Raw genomic sequence first — 17,948 nt, forward strand, 5'->3', positions numbered from 1 at the left:
ACGCATTCCTCTATATGTAAAGTTGTGAAGTAAGAAGTGACTAGTATAAAATAGGATGATATCCATTTATATGGAAATATAATGTTTATGCTTTTTTTAAATTGTCACAGCCCCCCCTGTAGAGAAACTTACATAAGTAAATGGAGGACGAATGCATGAGTGAAAAACGTGTCATTACTGCCGAAGATCTGTACCGCCTAGTCTGGACCTGTGATCCATCTGTATCCCCAAATGGTAAACGTATTGCTTATGTATCTAAAAAGGTCAATCCGGACCGAGATGGTTATCACTCTCATATCCGTATACTTGAACGAAACAGCCACGTAGATATCCCTTTTACTAGCGGAGAACAAGACAGCAATCCTCTATGGTCCCCTGATGGCAGCAAGCTGGCCTTTTTACGTAACAAAGAAGGGCAACGTCAAATTTGGACAATCGCTGTAAATGGAGGAGAAGCGCAGGTTGTTACCTCGGCGAAACATGGGGTCAGTGGATATCAATGGTCACCGGACAGTACGCAGCTGCTGTATCGCAGCCAAGTTCCTTCCGCGAAAGAAGAGTCTTCTATAGAACAAGATGTTAGTAATACATCAAAATCCTCCCCTCTTAAACCGCTGGAAGAAGAAATTATAGATCGCTTGCGATACAAAGCAGACGGCGGGGGACGTTGGAATGGCCGCAGATCTCACTTGTTTGTACATACACTTGGAAATATGGAAGCAACTCAGCTAACAATGGGTGATTACGATATTGGCGATTTTTGCTGGTCACCGGATGGAAGTCAGATTGCATTCACTTCAAGTATAGCGGAAGAACATAGCCAAGATGATCTCGATCTCAGTCTAATGAACGACGTCTATGTCATAACCAATAGCGGAGAAAATCGCCGCAAATACACATCGTCAAGTACAACCATTTATTCGGTTTGTTTCTCTCCGGATGGACACTCTTTAGCCGTGTTTGGGAGTGATCATTCCCACCTCAATGCTACTCATGCTGGACTGTACATCCGATCTTTAGATGAAGATGCAGCTTGGAAACCGCTAACCAAATCGTACGATATCCAGCTAACAAACTCCATGGTATCTGATATGCGTTCCGGTATTCGATCTAATGGTCCAGTATTTAGTGAGGATGGTCATTACCTTTATGCTCTTGTTACACAAGAAGGCGGTGTTCATCTTGCAAAGATTGCTGTAAACGGGGAAGGATATGAATGGGTATCTCACGGTAAGCGAGATATCTATCAATTCCAATTGTTGAAGGGTGGTCATTTCGTCCTCGCAGCAGCAGACCTCACTCACCCTGGCGATTTATATGAACTCGATCCCGAGACAGGTCAAGAGAACCGGCTTACACAGCATAATGAAGAATTACTAAACGAGCTGATCATTGCGACTCCTGAAGAGTTCCAAATCGAAGCTTCGGATGGCGCCTTACTTCAAGGATGGATTATGAAACCGGCAGGCACGAAAAGAGGAGACAAAATCCCGACCGTGCTTGAAATTCATGGTGGGCCGCATGCCATGTATGGATACACCTTTTTACATGAATTTCAGTTGCTCGTGGCAAGAGGATATGCGGTAATCTACACCAATCCGCGCGGCGGGCATGGATATAGCCAAGAATTCGTGAGCAGTGTACGAGGCGATTATGGAGGAAGAGACTATCAAGATTTAATGGAATTCACCGATTATGCGGTAGCACATTATGATTATATTGATGAAGAAAGACTGCTCGTTACAGGTGGAAGTTACGGCGGTTTTATGACAAACTGGATTGTTGGTCATACGAATCGCTTTAAGGCAGCGGTAACGCAGCGTTCCATCTCCAACTGGATTTCATTCTATGGGGTAAGTGACATTGGTTTCTTCTTCACGGAAGATCAAATTGGCGGAAATGTATGGGACAATACGGAAGTGCTATGGAAACACTCTCCGTTAGCATATGTTCATAAAATAGAGACGCCGCTCCTTATTTTACACGGTGAGGAGGATCTTCGTTGCCCGATTGAACAAGCAGAGCAGCTGTTTAATGCCTTGAAACGTTTGGGCAAGAAAACGCAGTTTATTCGTTTTCCTAAAGCAAACCATGACTTATCGCGCGGCGGCCATCCTAGTCTTCGGGTAAAACGCCTGAATCATATTGTCCGCTGGTTTGATGAGCATAAAGATCTATAGACTATATTAATAAATGAATTATTTAATCGTTAGGAATCATCCCCTCTTTTAACCAAATAAACGAAAATACAGCCAGAACAAAATTTGTTTTGGCTGTTTTCCTTTTATAGAAGTGCATCGTGCATTGTAAGTCCCCTAAATCAACTGTTTGCCTGCCCCTGCAATAATTTGTTTGACCTTCGTTTCCAGGCTGATGATGCTCTCTTTCTGAGCAACAATCTCCCCCGCAATGGTTGCCAGCTTCGTTAGGGAGGCGAGTACTTCTGCGCCTTCTTTCTTCTTCACAATGACATTAAAGTTTTTCATTTCTGCGGTAAATCGTTTTTTGGCTGCACTCATATTGCTTTTCGTCGATTTGATCTGTACTTTTACGGGGTCTTGTTGAGCGAGTGAGTTTTTCACCTTTTTGACCGCTTCATCACGGGTTTTCTTTGCTGCGGTGAGCTTGTCCTGTTTTCTTCGAATATCTTCTTTTGCCAAGGTAACCGCTACTTTCGTCGTATCTACTTGTGCTTTTACAGCAGCAGTCAGTTCCTTGTTTTTTATTTTTCGAGCAAGTGCCAGCTCTTTGGTGAGTGAAGAGTATAGGGTAAACAGCGGTTCATATCGTTTTTTGGTGCTGGTCACATCTTGATTAAGTGTCGCGATTTTGTCTGCCTGATGCTGCTTTAACCGAGTACGCAGTCTAGCTTCCGCTTCTTTGTTCTCATAATAGAGGGCTGAGGTCTGCTGTGAAAGCGAAGTGTCTTTTTGCTGAAGACTGACAAGATTGGCTTCTTGCTTCGCCAAAGCCTGGGCGATCGAAGTCGTTGACGAAGTTTTTGTCTGCGTGAGCATCTTCTTACCGGTAATGGACAGTTCAAAACCGGCTGCTTCTACAGACGGCATCACCGTCATCGTCATGAGCAAAATTCCAGCGAACAAGGAGATCACTCCTTTTTTACAAATCGATAATAACCTGCTTTTTCTGTCCCTCGTGTTGTTGCTATTTCGCTCCAAGAGACTACTCACTTGTTCCTTCTGCCTGCTGGATACCTTTTCTTTTGTCACTTGATTACCTCTTTTCCGGATCAACATAAACGCAAAAAAACCCGCAAGAAGAGGCTGATTCGCCTTCTCTTACGGGTTCTTCCCATATATGCCGTTCCTGTATAATTTTCTTTGTCTCTTTATATATACTGTATTCTCTCTCTAACCGTCAAGCTAATCTAGCTCTGTTTAACCCTTTTTTAACTATTTTTCTATTTTCGATTTCAATGCTATTTCAATGTTTCTTTTTACTGTACTCCTTCAGGGAAATCATCCAGCGACCAAATGATGACATCTCCATTATTAAAAGTGACCTTAACGAGGTAAGGATCATCCCTCCTCGTCTTTCTTTTTGTATCGAATGCTTTTCCGATTTTAAAGGCGAATGTGCTGCTCCTCCGACCGATTCACGCACCTTTGGCAGGGGAGAGGTGTGCAACCCTTCGTGGGTATCTCAATGAAGTCGCAAAAAAAGCCCAGCTCTATGTAAACACTGAGCTGGGCTTCTGGGGGCTGATACGAAGGTCATTACACATTCCACCGGTTCAATTGATTAACAATCGATCATGTATCAAACTTCGTTCGTCACGTCCTGCTTGTCGCTGTTCATTTCACGATTCACTTTCTGCGGGGGCTTTCCAAGCTGCTCTCCCATGCTCTTGAGGAAGTTCAGCATGATCGTAGCGGAACGAATGACATCAGGATCCTTCATCATATGGAGAAGATCGAAAAATCCTTTTTGTTCCAACTCCTTATCCGTATCGAGCGCTTTGTTTAATCCCTGGCTGACCGCGTTCATCGTACGCTGCACTTTATGTGGCTCCAGCATACTAAGAAACTGAAACCCTGTTACCGCATTTTTCAGCACGACTGGCATGCCAGACACTTTCATGAATTCAAATACATGAGGCATAACATTTTCGCGGTTTTTCACCATCCCTTGGACGATTTCCAGATAACCCGCCTCATACATTTCCTGAATAATATCCATGAACATGAGCAGTCCCGGATTACTTTTAGCCGCACCTTCAGCCAAGCGCTCCAAGTCTAGCTCCCTTAGCTCTTCTTCCGTCGGGCATTGACGGTTAATCTGTGTAATTGGGCTTGCCATCCTTAGTCCTCCTCTCTCCGAATAACCTCTTCAACCGGTACAAAGTCCGGCCGATTCCATTTATCCTGAACCCGGACACCGATCTGCGGATTCCGCTGGGTGTCGATGCGGTGGTTGGATTTCGGAAGCGGTGACTCTCCGTCGTAAGACAATACTTCCATCGCCACAGCCGTCTCCTTGTAGTTCGGGGTATCTGTTACTAGGTCGTGCTCGCTGCTGGTGAGGAAGTTGATGGCCTGATTACTGCTCGACGTATTCATAGGCAGATACAGTTCATTGCCTTTCACCCGATCCGTGATGAGCACGCGGAGTTTGACAGCGCCTTCAGGAGAAGTCAGACGCACCGTCGCGCCGTCCTTGATTCCCCGCTCGGCGGCCAGTTCCGGTGAGACCTCCAGCCATGCGTTAGGCACTTTATGTGTAATTGCAGCGGATTGATAAGTCATATTCCCTTCATGGAAATGTTCCAGCAGACGCCCGTTGTTGATATGCAGATCATATTTCTGTTCATAGGTTTGCGGCGGTGTCCAATCCACTGGGAACAGCTTCGCTTTGCCATCCGGGAAATGAAACTCGTCCTGATACAGCAGCGGCGTTCCCTTACCGTCGGGCTCAACGGGCCATACCTGGCTCTTCCAGCCTTCGAGCCGTTCATAGCTCACCCCCGCGAACAGCGGAGTCAAGACCGAAGCTTCGTCCATGATTTGCGATGGATGCGTATAATTCCAGTTAGCCCCCATCGCGTTAGCTACAAGCTGGATAATTTCCCAATCCGGCTTGGATTCGCCCATCGGCTCGAATACAGGATAAAAGCGCTGAATTCTGCGTTCGGTATTCGTGAACGTACCATCGCGTTAGCTACAAGCTGGATAATTTCCCAATCCGGCTTGGATTCGCCCATCGGCTCGAATACAGGATAAAAGCGCTGAATTCTGCGTTCGGTATTCGTGAACGTACCGTCTTTTTCCAAGCTTGGAGCTGCTGGCAGGATGACGTCTGCATACCGGGCGGTACGAGAGAAAAAGACGTCCTGAACGATAAAAAACTTCAGCTTTCTGAAGGCTTCATCGACCACATTAGCATTAGCATCGACAAGAGCCATGTCCTCACCGAACAGGTACATCGCCTGGATCTTTCCTTCCTGGATGGCATCGACCATCTCATGGTTGTTGTAGCCGGTATGCTTAGGTAGCTCTACACCCCAAGCCCGCTCATAACGGGTACGAACTTCCTCATCCTCAACCGATTCATAGCCAGGGAACAAGTTCGGCTGCGTGCCAAAGTCACAAGCACCTTGCACATTGTTATGTCCACGAAGCGGATAGGCTCCTGTACCTGGTTTACCGAAGTTGCCCGTTACCAGCTGAAGATTGCAGATTGCTGTGCTCGTATCGGTTCCGCCTTTATGCTGGGTAACACCCATGGCCCACAGGATACAGGTCGAATCCGATTCATGGATCATGTTGGCGACCTGTATCAGCGTTTCTTTGCTGATACCTGTCATTTCTTCAGCATAATCCAGTGTATATTTCTGAAGCGATTGCACGAACTCTTCATAGCCGTTGACGCGCTGATCTAGGAATTCGCGGTCTTCCCAGCCCTGATCGATGATGTACTTGGCGATCGCATTCAACCAGATCAGATCCGTGCTGTGCTTTGGATGTAGGTGAATGTCTGCACGTTCCGCCATTTCGTTCTTGCGCAGATCGGATACGATCAACTTCTGGCCGTGAAGCTTATGTGCTCGCTTGATTCTCGTCGCTAGTACCGGATGTGATTCCGCCGTGTTCGCTCCGATAATGATGACAAGTCCGGCCTTTTGGATATCTTCGATCGTGCCGGAATCGCCGCCGTACCCTACCGTTCGTAACAGCGCCTGGGAAGCTGGGGTCTGACAGTATCGTGCACAGTTGTCCACGTTATTCGTTCCCATTACAGCTCGGGCAAATTTTTGGAACAAGAAATTTTCTTCATTACTGCACTTGGAGGATGCGATATAGCCGAGTGCGTCGGGTCCGAATTGGTCCTTGATACCGCCAAGCTTCAAAGCGATATAATCCATGGCTTCTTCCCAACTGGCTTCCACAAACTCATCGCCTTTGCGGATCAACGGCTTAGTCAGACGTTCCTCGCTGTTCACGAAATCCCAGCCCCACTTGCCTTTGACACAGGTTGAAATGCCGTTCACCGGCGCTTGTTCATTCGGCTCAACCTTGAGAATATCGCGTCCTTTTGTCCATACCTCAAAGCTGCAGCCTACCCCGCAGTATGTGCATACTGTTTTGGTCTTCTTAATACGCGATTCGCGCATCGAGGCTTCAATCTCAGAAATTTTGAAAATATCTCGATAACCGGGTTCGACTTCCTTCGTGAGATCAATCATCGGTTCAAGCACGTCCGCAAACGTTCCGGTTAAATAACCGGCTTCGCCGAGCATGGATTTTTCCATCAACGCATTGCATGGACATACCGTGACGCAGTGTCCGCAGGATACGCAGGAAGATTCGTCGATCGGCACGTCCTGATCCCAGATGACGCGTGGATGCTCTCGGCTCCAGTCAATGCTTAATGTCTCGTTGACCTGCAGGTCCTGACAGGCTTCTACGCAGCGTCCGCACAAAATGCATTGGTCCGGATCGTACCGGTACATCGGATGTGACATATCTTTCTCATACGGCTTTTCCTTAAATTCGTATTTCTGATGATCCAGCTCCAAGAATTCCGTCGTGTTATGTACTTTGCAGTTTCCGTTGTTATTATCACAGACGGTGCAGTACAACTCATGGTTTTCGAGGATTCGGGACATTGCTTCCTCTTGGGCTTTCTTCACTAGCTTCGTATCTGTTCGGACTGTCATGCCCGGCTGAACTTCTGTCGCGCAGGCGCGAACCAGCTCGCCGTTCACTTCAACAAGGCAAGTGTCACAGGTCTGAATCGCTCCCAATTGCTCGTGATAACACACATTTGGGATATAGGTATCCCCCGATGCCTGCAGGATAGTTTGACCCGGCGTAGCCTTATTGCTTTTGTCATTAATTCGGAAAACAAACGATTCTGCGTTCATGTAAGGTATCACCTCGTTAAGTATTCTGAAAATAAAAAAGTGAGTCGATATAATAACAACAGTTTAAATATAGTTACACGTTAACATTCCGCTTGAATCAAGGGATTGGCATGACATGAAACGCAAAGAGCCCTGAATAATTCAGTTTTTTTGCATTTATATGGAATGTTTGGGGGACGTAAATCATCTCCAGTCGCTGTTAAAATCGGAAAACTTGGATGGATCGGATTATAAAAGAAAAACATTGATTTTAAAGGTTGTGTTTATAGTTTTGTTGCTATTTCGCTCCAAAAGACTACTCACTTGTTCCTTCCGCCTGCTGCATACCTTTTCTTTTATCACCTGATTTACCTGTTTTCCGGATCAACATAAACGCAAAAAAAAACCGCAAGAAGAGGCTGATTCGCCTTCTCTTACGGGTTCTTCCTCTATATGCTGTTCCTGTATAATTTTTTTTGTCTCTTTATATACTGTATTCTCTCTCTAACCGTCAAGCCTAATCTAGCTCTGTTTAACCCTTTTTTAACTATTTTTCTATTTTTCGATTTCAATGATATTTCAATGTTTCTTTTTACTGTACTCCTTCAGGGAAATCATCCAGCGACCAAATGAGGACCTCTCCATTATTGAGAGTGACCTTCACAAGGTAAGGATTGTTCTCTTCGTTATACTCTCCGTACATGTAAAAATTCTTTTGGTTCAGGATAATACTCTCTTTATCCTCTTCCTCCGTTACCCGAGTTTCCCCTGCCAATTTAGCCATAAACTGATAGTAATCTAATGTAGGATCGTTCGTATTCGAATCTGCCACAAAGCCGGTGTTTGCAACATTTCGTGTAATGGTCATTGAAGTAATGTCTGCTGGAGTCATACGTACTTGATCAGCATATCCTCTTTCCTCTAGCCAAGCTTCAAGCTGCTTATACGATTTATTCCAGTAACCATTATAATTATTATTTCTATTTTCAGCATTATAGAATTCCACATAGGACCAAGCCATCTGATTTCTTGCCTTGCGCTGGTCTTCATAACTCGCATTCATCAATTCTTGAATATAAAGTACTTTAAACTCTTTAATTTCATTGGCATCTGTAATTTCAATCTGGCCACTTGTATATGGACCATCTAAAATGATTCGGGAGGTCGGAGCCTCATTCAGATGCTTTATTCTATAGGTCAGCTCCTTATAGTAATTACTCTCCATAATCGGTTTCAAAGAAGACTCAATTTCCGAAGCCGTAACTCTATAGTTACGCATAACCCGGTGACCGTTCTTCAGTTCATATCCAATGGTAACATCGATGGTGTCACTGGTATACTTTTCATTTTCATCCAGCTCTCCTGCCTCATGTTTATCCACTAGAGCCTGATGGAGACTTATCACAGCCGCAGCGTACTCTTCATCTTCCGTAAAATAAGGACTTAAGTTCTTATTTCTCCGTTGTTCATAATAATTATATTGATTAGCAAATGAAAAATCGGAATCACTATACAGTACACTTTTTACATCCGCTTGTTCAGGAACTCGCGACTCATATCCACCGATACCCGATACAGGAATATAAAGAATAGCCGCTAGCGTAATCATGTAGATCACACCATGTACAAGTACTTTCCTCGAAAACACCAACCAAGTACGATGAAGGACCATCTGCACAACAAGATACCCGAATCCTCCTCCGAGGATATAGCCGATCATCAGCATTACCCTGCTGTTGTCTCTCATTCCAGACATATAGAATCCCCCAACCAGGGAACAGAATAACATGACTAGAATGACGAATAACGGAGTGAGAAAACGGTACACGATCGTCTGACTTGCCGCTGCCCCGTCTCTTTTACGATAAAGGAAATATCCCAGTCCCAAGAAAAGGATAGCAAGTACGAGATACATCGTCAGTTCAAACCAGCCAAAAGGTTCTCTTGAGGCCCCCGCAATTCGGAGCATAGGGGTTACTTTTTCTAAGGTGAACAAGTTACTGTATCCATTCTCAAAATAAGTATCATGAAATCCAAACAAAAACTGACGTATATGCATTATACCCAGCACCATGAGCCACGCGGGTGTAAGTAACAGCCCATAGGTAAGGATCATCTGAATCAGCGTTTGTCCAAAACATATCGCCATCAAGATGGTAAAAGCACATACAAATAGCCCTAGAATCGTGTATATTATTCCGAATTCCCATACCATCGTCTGATCATACACGTAATAATCGGCATAGGGCCGAATCAGTGCAGATAAAACAGCTGTGATCCATACCGGAACCGTAATGAGCACAATTGCACTGCATAGATGTGATGTTAACAACTGGCTCCTTGTGATCGGCAGTCCGTGGTAAAGATCCGACGGTGCCTTCGCGTGAAGATAACGAAAGATAAACGTTCCAGCGAGCACAGGAAAAATAAGCAACAGCACTAGTGATGTTCCGCCTGCTAATTCGTATAATGAGTCGAGTTTTTCAACCTGCTGACCTTCACGAACATCAAATAACATGATGAATGGAATGAAAAATAACAGGGCAAGCAAATATAAAATCCCGATCCATCCATACTGTTTCAGGTCTTGACGAATGATGGCTTTATTGAAGTACGACCTTATGGATGTCATAGCCCACGTCCTCCATTTCATAAATAAAGATTTCTTCCAGTGTTAACGGCAGTATATCGAGTAAGTAAGGACCATATGCTTCAAACACCTTCCTTACTTCTTTTTCATTCCCTTTTACTATAAAAGTCTCTACACTGCCTCGTTTCTCACCGTGGAGAATGCGTACATTGTTAGCAAGTGACTCTTCATGAGAATGGTCTCGAAAAGCAACCTGGATTTTATGCGTATCTGCTTTCAGGTCATCAAGGTCCTTCTCTACAATCAATTGGCCGTGATGCATAATACCAACATGATCACATAAATCTTCAATTTCTCGCAGGTTGTGAGAAGAGATGATGACGGTAAGTTCACGTTCAGCCGCTTCCTGGAACAGCAGGTTTTTCACCTGTCTGCGCATCACCGGATCTAGTCCATCAATGGGCTCATCCAGCAGCAGGATATCTGGCATACAGCTGAGCGCCAACCAAAAAGCAGCCTGCCGCTGCATCCCCTTGGACATCCGGTGCAGCTTACGTTTCCTATCGAGTTTGAACACATCATCAAGCTGCTGATAACGTTCATCACTCCAGCTGGGATAGATTCTTTTATAGAAAGCAGCCATCTGATCTAAAGAGGTCTGCGGGAAAAAGTAAGGGATATCGGACATGAAAATGATCCGCTGTTTCAGTGCATTATTCTCATATACGGGCGCACCCTCTACCTTTACGCTCCCCTGATCCGCTTGATAGATACCTGCTATGGTCTTCAGTAGTGTCGTTTTACCTGCCCCGTTTGAACCTAATAATCCAAAAATGCTTCCTTTTCGGATGGTCAGCGACAATTGATTGACTGCTGCTTCGGTCTCAAACAGTTTGGTAACTCCAGATACCTCAATCATGGTTTTCCTCCTGTTCTTTGATATGAATCTCGCTCTTTATATTGTTATAGAGAAGTGTAATATCTGAGTCTTTGATGCCTAGATACACTGCTTCTGCAAATAGCTTCCGCAGCTCCGTCTTTACTTCTTCTCTCCGCTTATCATCCGGTCTATGTTCAGGTTTAGCAACGAAGCTTCCTTTTCCTTGCAAAGAATATATGTAACCTTCTCTTTCCAGTTCCCGGTAGGCTTTCTGGATCGTGTTGGGGTTTACCGTAAGTTGCCCAGATAAATGCCTGACGGAAGGTAATTGTTCATCTGGCTGTAATACACCCATCATGATCATCTCCTTCATTCTCTCGATTAGCTGTTCATAGATCGGCTTGCGACTGCGCACATCTAACTCAAACATGTAATGCCTCCTTTCTTAACAGATTGTTCTTCGTCCTAATCTCTGTTGACTGAACTAACTGTACTACAACTCATAATACAGTATGATTAGAACTTGTCAATCTAAATCTTCCGATAGGAAGTGAAAGTGCTATAATAATAAGATCGAAAATTTACCCTGTTTTATCACGTAGGTATAAGATATATCACCTTACTAGAGGAGATGAGCTATATTATGACCTCACGCATTCTCATCGTAACTGCAGTAGAAGCGGAGCAAAAAGCAATTGAAAATGGCTTGCCTGCAGGCTTGTCGGCAGATGTGCATGTGATTGCGGCAGGAGCAGGACCGGCAGCAGCGGCAGCGGTAACTTCAGCCGAACTTGCCAAGCATCCGTATCACCTCGTCATTAATGCCGGGATCGGCGGCGGATTTCCTGCAGAAGCCGAGGTAGGTTCGGTTGTCCTGGCGACAGAAGTGATCGCAGCTGACTTGGGCTCTGAAACTGCAGAAGGATTCCGCAGTGTAGATGAGCTAGGTTTTGGTAAATCAAGTGTGCCTGTAGATCGTACCGTCGTTCAAAGATGGGCCGAGGCACTTCAGGGCGAAGGAACCCATGTTTATACAGGTCCCATTCTTACCGTTTCTACCACAACAGGCACAAAATCTACAGCCGATGAACTGAAAAAGCGCATACCCGGTGCTGTCGCAGAGTCTATGGAAGGTTTTGGCGCAGGGACCGCGGCTGCATATTTTGGGATCCCTTTTGTCGAGATTAGAGCTATATCTAACGTAGTAGGACCGCGCGACCGTGAAGCATGGCGAATTCCTGACGCACTAAGAGCACTTACACTGGCCAGTTCAAAGCTATCGGAGGTTTTATAAATGAAAATTGTATATTCTCCGTGTCCAAACGACACGTTTGTCTTCCATGCACTCGTACATGGGCTCGTTCCGAATACACCTGACTTTGAAGTAAAATATGCGGATATTGATATAACAAATAGTCTTATAACAACGCCAAATGAGTATGATATTTTAAAAATCTCTTATGCTGCACTTCCTTGGCTCTCAGATGAATATCGCTTAATTCCTTGCGGAGGGGCTCTCGGCAGAGGAAACGGTCCACTGGTGCTTACAGCAAATTCAGATACAGACCCAAGTTCGCTGCAAGGAAAAAGAGTAGCTGTTCCAAGTGAACGCTCCACTGCTTACCTGCTCTTTCGTTTATGGGCTGCTCAAAATGTTCCCGGCGGCATCGGTGAAATTGTAGTGATGCCATTTGATCAGATTATGCCAGCCGTTCGTGATGGACTGGTAGATGCGGGTCTCGTCATCCACGAGGCACGGTTTACTTACCCTTCCTACCATCTTCAGCTGATGGCTGATATGGGAACCTGGTGGGAAGCAGATACGGGACTTCCGATTCCGCTAGGTGCTATTGTTGCCCGCCGTTCCCTTGATTCTGCGCTCATCACATCCTGGATTCAAAGCTCCATTGATTATGGATGGAAGCATCCTGAAGCATCTCGCAGCTATATTTTGGAACATGCACAAGAGATGGACGAGCACGTAGCTCAGCAGCATATTGATTTATATGTAAACGACTTTACTAGAGAGCTCGGCGAAGAAGGTTATCATGCGATCGAAGCCCTGCTCGGACGTGCTGCCAAAGAAGGACTTGTTCCTGAAATCGATTTTTCTGCCTTACGCAGTTAACGAAAAATACAAATAAACGGTAGGCCAACTAGTTAAGTCTAGTTTACCTACCGCCCTGAAGCTTTATATATAGATTTACCTACCAACTGAAGCTTTACTTCTAGATTTACCCATCATCAGAAAGCTTAGATATAAACTTCTAACTCCCTACCGTCAAAAGCTCCACTTAACGTGGAGTTTTTTGTCTTTTTATGGGCCTGCAGATTCTCCTCAAGTCTTGATCAGATAGAAAATGTCCCATCAGCAGGTTCATATAAAGGGAGTATCAATGTAAATGTTGAACCCGATCCCAGTACACTATGTACGGTAATAGATCCCTCATGATCTTGCGCAATTTTTTGACATAACGAAAGTCCAAGTCCTGTGCCATCATCTTTTGTTGTATAAAAAGGATTAAAGATTTGCTGCAGCATCTCTGGCAGTATACCACTGCCCGTATCTTGAATCTGAATAATTGCATTTTTTTCTAATCTGCTGACTTCGAGGTTAACCTGCCCTGGAGTATCCATAGCTTCGAGCGCATTTTTCACCAGATTCAACAGCAATTGCACGATCTTGTCTCTGTCCATATAGATGTATAGTGAATCATCCTGAATATTCAGCTGGAGTTCATGTCCACGCGAAATAGCATCTGATTCTGATAAAGAGACCACACGCTCCACACATACTTTGAGCGATTCTGCCCTCATGTTACTTGCATGCGGTTTCGAGAATTGTAAAAATTCTGCTGTGAGTTCGGTAACCCTCGTAATCTCACTCATGATGACATCATACCAAGGCTGAATGTTATAGGATTGTACTTTAGAAAGTTGAACAAATCCTCGAATCGCGGTTAGCGGATTACGAACTTCATGGGCCATTCCGGCAGCAAGTTCACCTACTACCTTCATTTTCTCTGAACGAAATAAATCTTCTTCGCGCTGAAGCCATTGTTCTCTGCGAATACGAAAGAGCTTGTCCTCTGCCCTTTGAATTAATTGATTGAGATCATCTGTCTCTTCCGGATATTGTGTAATACTGAAAGACACCTGGTAACCGAGTTTATCGGGTTCTAGCAGCTTTGCAATATGCGAGGGAGTGTAACATTCTGAGGGGATGAGAATCGCATACCGATCGCCGGCATATCTCGAAATTCCAAATGCGTTAGGGAATATAGACTTGAGTGCTTGACCAACAGTAGATAAAGCTTCATTACCGCTTTCAAGTCCATCATGATTAAAAGATTTAAAGTTCTGAAGATCAAGCAGCGTCAGGTAAAAGGAGTATTTCTCTTTAACAAGTTCCTGTATCTGATTCATATAACCAAAATAATTTAGCAGTCCTGTCAAAGGATCATGTGCGGCAAGATAGTTATTTTCCTCAAGAAGCTTTTGTTTCTCTGCTTCCCCGCGAAGAACGTGATGAAATACAATGACAACAACGACAGCAGAGATGAGATCAAATATAGTTACAAAAAGGGTGTAAGTATCAATGGGGACATAGGTCAGGCGAACGATCGTGTACTCTAAAATAAGCAAAATAGAGATAGGTAACGTTTGGCGGTAACTTTTTTTCTCGTCAAAGACGCTGAGCATTAAGATATAATACAGTATAATGCACCAATTCAGCTGTGAAGAATAATGAAATAACCCTAGCATTAGCCATTGGAACTTTTTAAGTATTGGAAATTTGGCATCGAGTAAAACACTGCTCAAAAACAAAGCCGCAAACAAAATCATAAACGGTTCATGATGAGATGTATTTAGCATACAAGAAGAGATGATGATGAAGAAACAGCCTAAAGGAAAAAAGATTAATTTAATTCGACGTATTAACAACCAGCCGCACTCCCTCATGCATGTACTTTGGATTTCTCATTTCCATTTATTGGACAAACATAATCTGTATTATATACTACTATTCCGAATTTTACTGCAGAATCATAACAAATAAACGTAAAATACACTGTTTTTTGCATCCAAAGTAACCTGCTCGAAGAGCGGTTTCAAGTATTCTCTACATCACATTCTTTTTTCCTCTCTTCTCTTTGAGTTCAAATGTATTAAATCCCTCCTTTAATTTCTGATGAATCTCTCTAATCTTACGTACGTCTTCAAAAGAATATCTACGGCTTCCCCCCTTCGTTCGAGCTGGAAATACAAGCTGCCTCTCTTCGTAATATCTAATTTGTCTCTCCGATAGTCCGGTTAATTCCTTCACCATACCAATGCTCATAATTTGATTATCCAACAGAATCACTCTCCATGTCATATTTTATATCATTAACAAGAAGAAATATGCGATGTATGGTTTTCGTTTTTGTCATGAAAATAATTGTATGTAATTTTCAATTGAAATACAATGTTTTTTACTAAAATAAAATTTGTATGTCAGATTACCTCACAAAAAATATCACAATTGCTTCTTTTTTTGCTACCATCAGCTATATGACAAACACGCAAAAGGAGCTGATCCCTGATGAGTAAATCAGAACACCCGCAGGATATGTCAAGAAGACAGTTTCTGACCACGGTCGGAAAAGTTGGTGGATCTCTTGCTGTATTTAGCCTCATGGGGACTATGGGCTTACTTTCCCCCCAAACCATGAAAGCTCAAAGCTATACCCCGCCTGATCAAAATGATCTTTCGCTGACTGGTCGTAAAGGTAAAAAGATCATTATTCTCGGAGCCGGAATCGCTGGGCTTACGGCGGCTTATGAACTAGAAAAGGCAGGATATGATTGTACCATTCTGGAAGCAAAGCCTTTTGCGGGAGGACGAAACTTCACGGTTCGCCGCGGCACATCACTAGCTGAGATTGGTTCAAAAACTCAATTTGCTCAGTTTGCCCCCAACTCCTACCTAAATGCAGGTCCGATGCGAATTCCTCAATTCCACTCTACCCTTGAGTACTGCCGAGAATTTAACATTCCGATCGAACCCTTTAATAACGTCAATGAAAGTGGCTACTACTACAACGAAAATGTGGGCAGCTTGTCGGGTCAAAAGATTCCAAAACGTGCGGCCAAAGCAGATGTCAGGGGCTACGTTTCCGAGATGCTGGCGAAAGCCGTCAACCAGTCTGCACTCGATCTGCCTCTGACGTCAGAAGAAAAACAGAAACTCGTCGATTATCTGAAACGCGAAGGTGATCTAGATGCAGATTTATTCTACCGAGGCTCTTCTCGCGGCGGTTATAAAGCGGAGCCCGGCGGTCATCTGGATTCAGGCGTTATCCGTGACCCTTTTGACCTGAAAGCCATAATAAACTCTGGTTTTGGCAACTATTTTGGTAACGAATATGGATATGATCAGCAGATGATGATGTTTCACCCCGTTGGAGGCATGGACAAGATCGTTCAGGGTTTCGAGAAACGACTTGGCAATCGGGTCAAACTCTCAGCAGAAGTCACTGAAATCCGTCAATCCGCTGATGGAGTCCGCATTCGTTATAAGCAGAAAAATAAAGAACTAGAACTCACCGGTGACTACTGCATCTGCACGATCCCTCTCTCCGTTCTACGCAAAATTCCAGCAGACTTCTCTTCAAAAATGGCAAGTGCCATTGCTGCAACCAAATATGCTTCTGCCGGCAAGATTGGTTTGCAATTTAAGCGCAGATTCTGGGAAGAAGACGAGCATCTTTATGGCGGCAGCAGCTTAACGAACATGGACATTACCCAAATCTACTACCCTCCTACAGACTATATGAGTAAAAAAGGAGTCCTCCTTGGCTACTATGTAACCGGAACGAATGCGGATAGGCTTGGCAGTATGAGCTATCTGGAGCGTGAGAAACATGCCTTAGCGCAAGGAGCCAAGATTCATCCGCAGTATATTAAGGAATTCGAATCTTCCTACTCTATTGACTGGAAACGTGTCCCCTTCCAAGAAGGAGCCTGGGCAACGTATAACGCAGAAGAAAGAGCGGGAATCTATAAGACGCTGTGCGAACCAGATAACCGAATTTATTTGGCAGGTGATCACATTAGTCATATTGTCGCATGGCAGGCAGGTGCAATTGATTCTGCGCGGTCGGTTGTAGGACATATTCATCAGCGGGTAATGCAGGCGTAGATCTTCGGTTACTTAGGAATTTTAAATAAGAGGAGGCAATACAAGATGAAAAAGACAATCCAAAGGATCATGCTCGCGGGTGTACTGATGGGGAGTTTTAGTATAACTGCATTCGCAGAGAATGCACCCATAGAAGTTAAAGGAACCGTGGTTAGTGTCACTTCCACTCCCTCCGCTTCAAGCACGCCACGCCCAGCGGTAACCACCGATTCAGTTGCAACTTTTTACGGAAACCCGTCTTCCTCGATTTCTAGTGGAACTATTGTTCCTGAAGGAGCTGCATACCTGTATACGAGTGGTACTGTTCCGCCCGTTCTGAACAAAGAGGGAAGCACGCTCTATGAGCGGTATGGAGATACCAAGACTCAAGCTGTCGGCGTATTGAAAACCATTGAAAAGCAGCTAACAGATCAAGGTCTTTCTATGAAGGATGTTGTATATCTCCGTGCCTACTTAGTGGCAGACACTGCAAAGGAGAACAAGTTTGATTTTTCGGGATGGAACGAAGCCTATGGTGAATTCTTTAATAATGAGAAAAACCCAGTGAAACCTGCTCGTTCTACCGTTGGTGTTGCTGGACTTGTCAGTTCCGATTGGCTTATTGAAATTGAGGCTGTTGCGGTCTTCCCGAAGAAATAAACCTGACTACGAAGGAGAGATAAAAATGCTTCAAAATATAGGAATTACCGGTATCATTATGATTCTTGTCCTTGTTTTGATTTTATTCGGTCCTTCAAGACTCCCCGAACTTGGGCGAGCAGTAGGACGCACCTTATTCGAATTCAAATCCTCCGCACGTGAACTTGTAGGAGACAGCAAAGATGAAGAAGATTCTGTGAAGAAAATAGACTAATAGATTTCATCAACATAACCTGAATAGGTTAAAAAAATCCCCCTCACAGAAAACAGGGACCACTGCTTTTTTCTGTGA

At 44.2% G+C, this 17,948-nt stretch carries 13 protein-coding genes and 1 pseudogene; 6 read left to right on the forward strand and 8 right to left on the reverse strand.

All coding sequences use genetic code 11. From position 1 onward, the window contains the following. Positions 1-155: 155 nt before the first annotated feature. Entirely contained in the window at positions 156-2,180 is a 2,025-nt protein-coding gene (locus GQY27_RS05120; RefSeq protein WP_160032437.1) for a S9 family peptidase, read from the forward strand. 135 nt (positions 2,181-2,315) lie between these two features. On the opposite strand, the gene GQY27_RS05125 is transcribed toward GQY27_RS05120, so the two are convergent. The 6 genes and pseudogenes from GQY27_RS05125 to GQY27_RS05155 all read right to left on the reverse strand — a co-directional run bounded on the left by GQY27_RS05125 (position 2,316) and on the right by GQY27_RS05155 (position 11,263). Beyond that, positions 2,316-3,230, reverse strand: a complete 915-nt coding sequence (locus GQY27_RS05125) for a hypothetical protein (RefSeq protein ID WP_160032438.1) — start codon at positions 3,228-3,230, stop codon at positions 2,316-2,318. Between the two features lie 550 nt (positions 3,231-3,780). Next, positions 3,781-4,320: a helical membrane plugin domain-containing protein gene (locus GQY27_RS05130; RefSeq protein WP_160032439.1), complete on the reverse strand. Its 540-nt coding sequence runs from the start codon at positions 4,318-4,320 to the stop codon at positions 3,781-3,783. A gap of 2 nt (positions 4,321-4,322) precedes the next feature. After that, positions 4,323-7,384 (reverse strand): annotated as a pseudogene (fdhF, locus tag GQY27_RS05140) (formate dehydrogenase subunit alpha). A 571-nt stretch (positions 7,385-7,955) separates the two neighbouring features. After that, complete coding sequence (locus GQY27_RS05145; protein ID WP_160032442.1) at positions 7,956-9,995, reverse strand: DUF6449 domain-containing protein; 2,040 nt, start codon at positions 9,993-9,995, stop codon at positions 7,956-7,958. Next, a complete protein-coding gene (locus tag GQY27_RS05150; RefSeq protein WP_160032443.1) occupies positions 9,967-10,872 on the reverse strand; it encodes an ABC transporter ATP-binding protein in 906 nt (301 codons plus the stop codon). Before GQY27_RS05150 ends, GQY27_RS05145 begins: the two co-directional genes overlap by 29 nt. Beyond that, positions 10,865-11,263: a GntR family transcriptional regulator gene (locus GQY27_RS05155; RefSeq protein WP_160032444.1), complete on the reverse strand. Its 399-nt coding sequence runs from the start codon at positions 11,261-11,263 to the stop codon at positions 10,865-10,867. Before GQY27_RS05155 ends, GQY27_RS05150 begins: the two co-directional genes overlap by 8 nt. 213 nt (positions 11,264-11,476) lie before the next feature. Between GQY27_RS05155 and GQY27_RS05160 the strand changes: the two genes are divergently transcribed. Together GQY27_RS05160 and GQY27_RS05165 are read left to right on the forward strand one after the other, a co-directional pair. After that, complete coding sequence (locus tag GQY27_RS05160) at positions 11,477-12,127, forward strand: futalosine hydrolase (protein WP_236570484.1); 651 nt, start codon at positions 11,477-11,479, stop codon at positions 12,125-12,127. Beyond that, positions 12,128-12,961, forward strand: a complete 834-nt coding sequence (locus tag GQY27_RS05165) for a 1,4-dihydroxy-6-naphtoate synthase (RefSeq protein ID WP_160032446.1) — start codon at positions 12,128-12,130, stop codon at positions 12,959-12,961. It abuts the gene before it with no gap. Between the two features lie 221 nt (positions 12,962-13,182). On the opposite strand, the gene GQY27_RS05170 is transcribed toward GQY27_RS05165, so the two are convergent. Further along, positions 13,183-14,778: an ATP-binding protein gene (locus tag GQY27_RS05170; RefSeq protein WP_328802951.1), complete on the reverse strand. Its 1,596-nt coding sequence runs from the start codon at positions 14,776-14,778 to the stop codon at positions 13,183-13,185. A gap of 178 nt (positions 14,779-14,956) precedes the next feature. Continuing rightward, positions 14,957-15,211, reverse strand: a complete 255-nt coding sequence (locus GQY27_RS21895; RefSeq protein ID WP_442950876.1) for a MerR family transcriptional regulator — start codon at positions 15,209-15,211, stop codon at positions 14,957-14,959. A 207-nt stretch (positions 15,212-15,418) separates the two neighbouring features. Here GQY27_RS21895 and GQY27_RS05180 point away from each other — a divergent pair, with 207 nt between their 5' ends. From GQY27_RS05180 to GQY27_RS05190, 3 genes are read left to right on the forward strand one after another with little or no spacing between them, the layout of a single operon-like run. After that, positions 15,419-17,017: a flavin monoamine oxidase family protein gene (locus tag GQY27_RS05180; protein ID WP_160032449.1), complete on the forward strand. Its 1,599-nt coding sequence runs from the start codon at positions 15,419-15,421 to the stop codon at positions 17,015-17,017. Between the two features lie 45 nt (positions 17,018-17,062). Then, positions 17,063-17,656 carry a RidA family protein gene (locus tag GQY27_RS05185; RefSeq protein ID WP_160032450.1) on the forward strand — a complete coding sequence of 198 codons (594 nt, stop codon included), beginning with the start codon at positions 17,063-17,065 and terminating at the stop codon, positions 17,654-17,656. A 25-nt stretch (positions 17,657-17,681) separates the two neighbouring features. After that, on the forward strand, positions 17,682-17,870 hold the full coding sequence (locus GQY27_RS05190) for a twin-arginine translocase TatA/TatE family subunit (protein WP_160032451.1): 189 nt from the start codon (positions 17,682-17,684) through the stop codon (positions 17,868-17,870). Positions 17,871-17,948 lie beyond the last annotated feature (78 nt).

The sequence above is a fragment of the Paenibacillus sp. An7 genome, assembly GCF_009870785.1.
GTDB lineage: Bacteria > Bacillota > Bacilli > Paenibacillales > Paenibacillaceae > Paenibacillus.

What these genes read in the sequence shown, in the direction of transcription:
- GQY27_RS05120 (WP_160032437.1), top strand. Translation starts at nt 156, where the DNA reads ATGAGTGAAAAACGTGTCATTACTGCCGAAGATCTGTACCGCCTAGTC.
- GQY27_RS05130 (WP_160032439.1), bottom strand. Translation starts at nt 4,320, where the DNA reads ATGGCAAGCCCAATTACACAGATTAACCGTCAATGCCCGACGGAAGAA.
- GQY27_RS05145 (WP_160032442.1), bottom strand. Translation starts at nt 9,995, where the DNA reads ATGACATCCATAAGGTCGTACTTCAATAAAGCCATCATTCGTCAAGAC.
- GQY27_RS05150 (WP_160032443.1), bottom strand. Translation starts at nt 10,872, where the DNA reads ATGATTGAGGTATCTGGAGTTACCAAACTGTTTGAGACCGAAGCAGCA.
- GQY27_RS05155 (WP_160032444.1), bottom strand. Translation starts at nt 11,263, where the DNA reads ATGTTTGAGTTAGATGTGCGCAGTCGCAAGCCGATCTATGAACAGCTA.
- GQY27_RS05160 (WP_236570484.1), top strand. Translation starts at nt 11,477, where the DNA reads ATGACCTCACGCATTCTCATCGTAACTGCAGTAGAAGCGGAGCAAAAA.
- GQY27_RS05165 (WP_160032446.1), top strand. Translation starts at nt 12,128, where the DNA reads ATGAAAATTGTATATTCTCCGTGTCCAAACGACACGTTTGTCTTCCAT.
- GQY27_RS21895 (WP_442950876.1), bottom strand. Translation starts at nt 15,211, where the DNA reads ATGACATGGAGAGTGATTCTGTTGGATAATCAAATTATGAGCATTGGT.
- GQY27_RS05180 (WP_160032449.1), top strand. Translation starts at nt 15,419, where the DNA reads ATGAGTAAATCAGAACACCCGCAGGATATGTCAAGAAGACAGTTTCTG.
- GQY27_RS05185 (WP_160032450.1), top strand. Translation starts at nt 17,063, where the DNA reads ATGAAAAAGACAATCCAAAGGATCATGCTCGCGGGTGTACTGATGGGG.
- GQY27_RS05190 (WP_160032451.1), top strand. Translation starts at nt 17,682, where the DNA reads ATGCTTCAAAATATAGGAATTACCGGTATCATTATGATTCTTGTCCTT.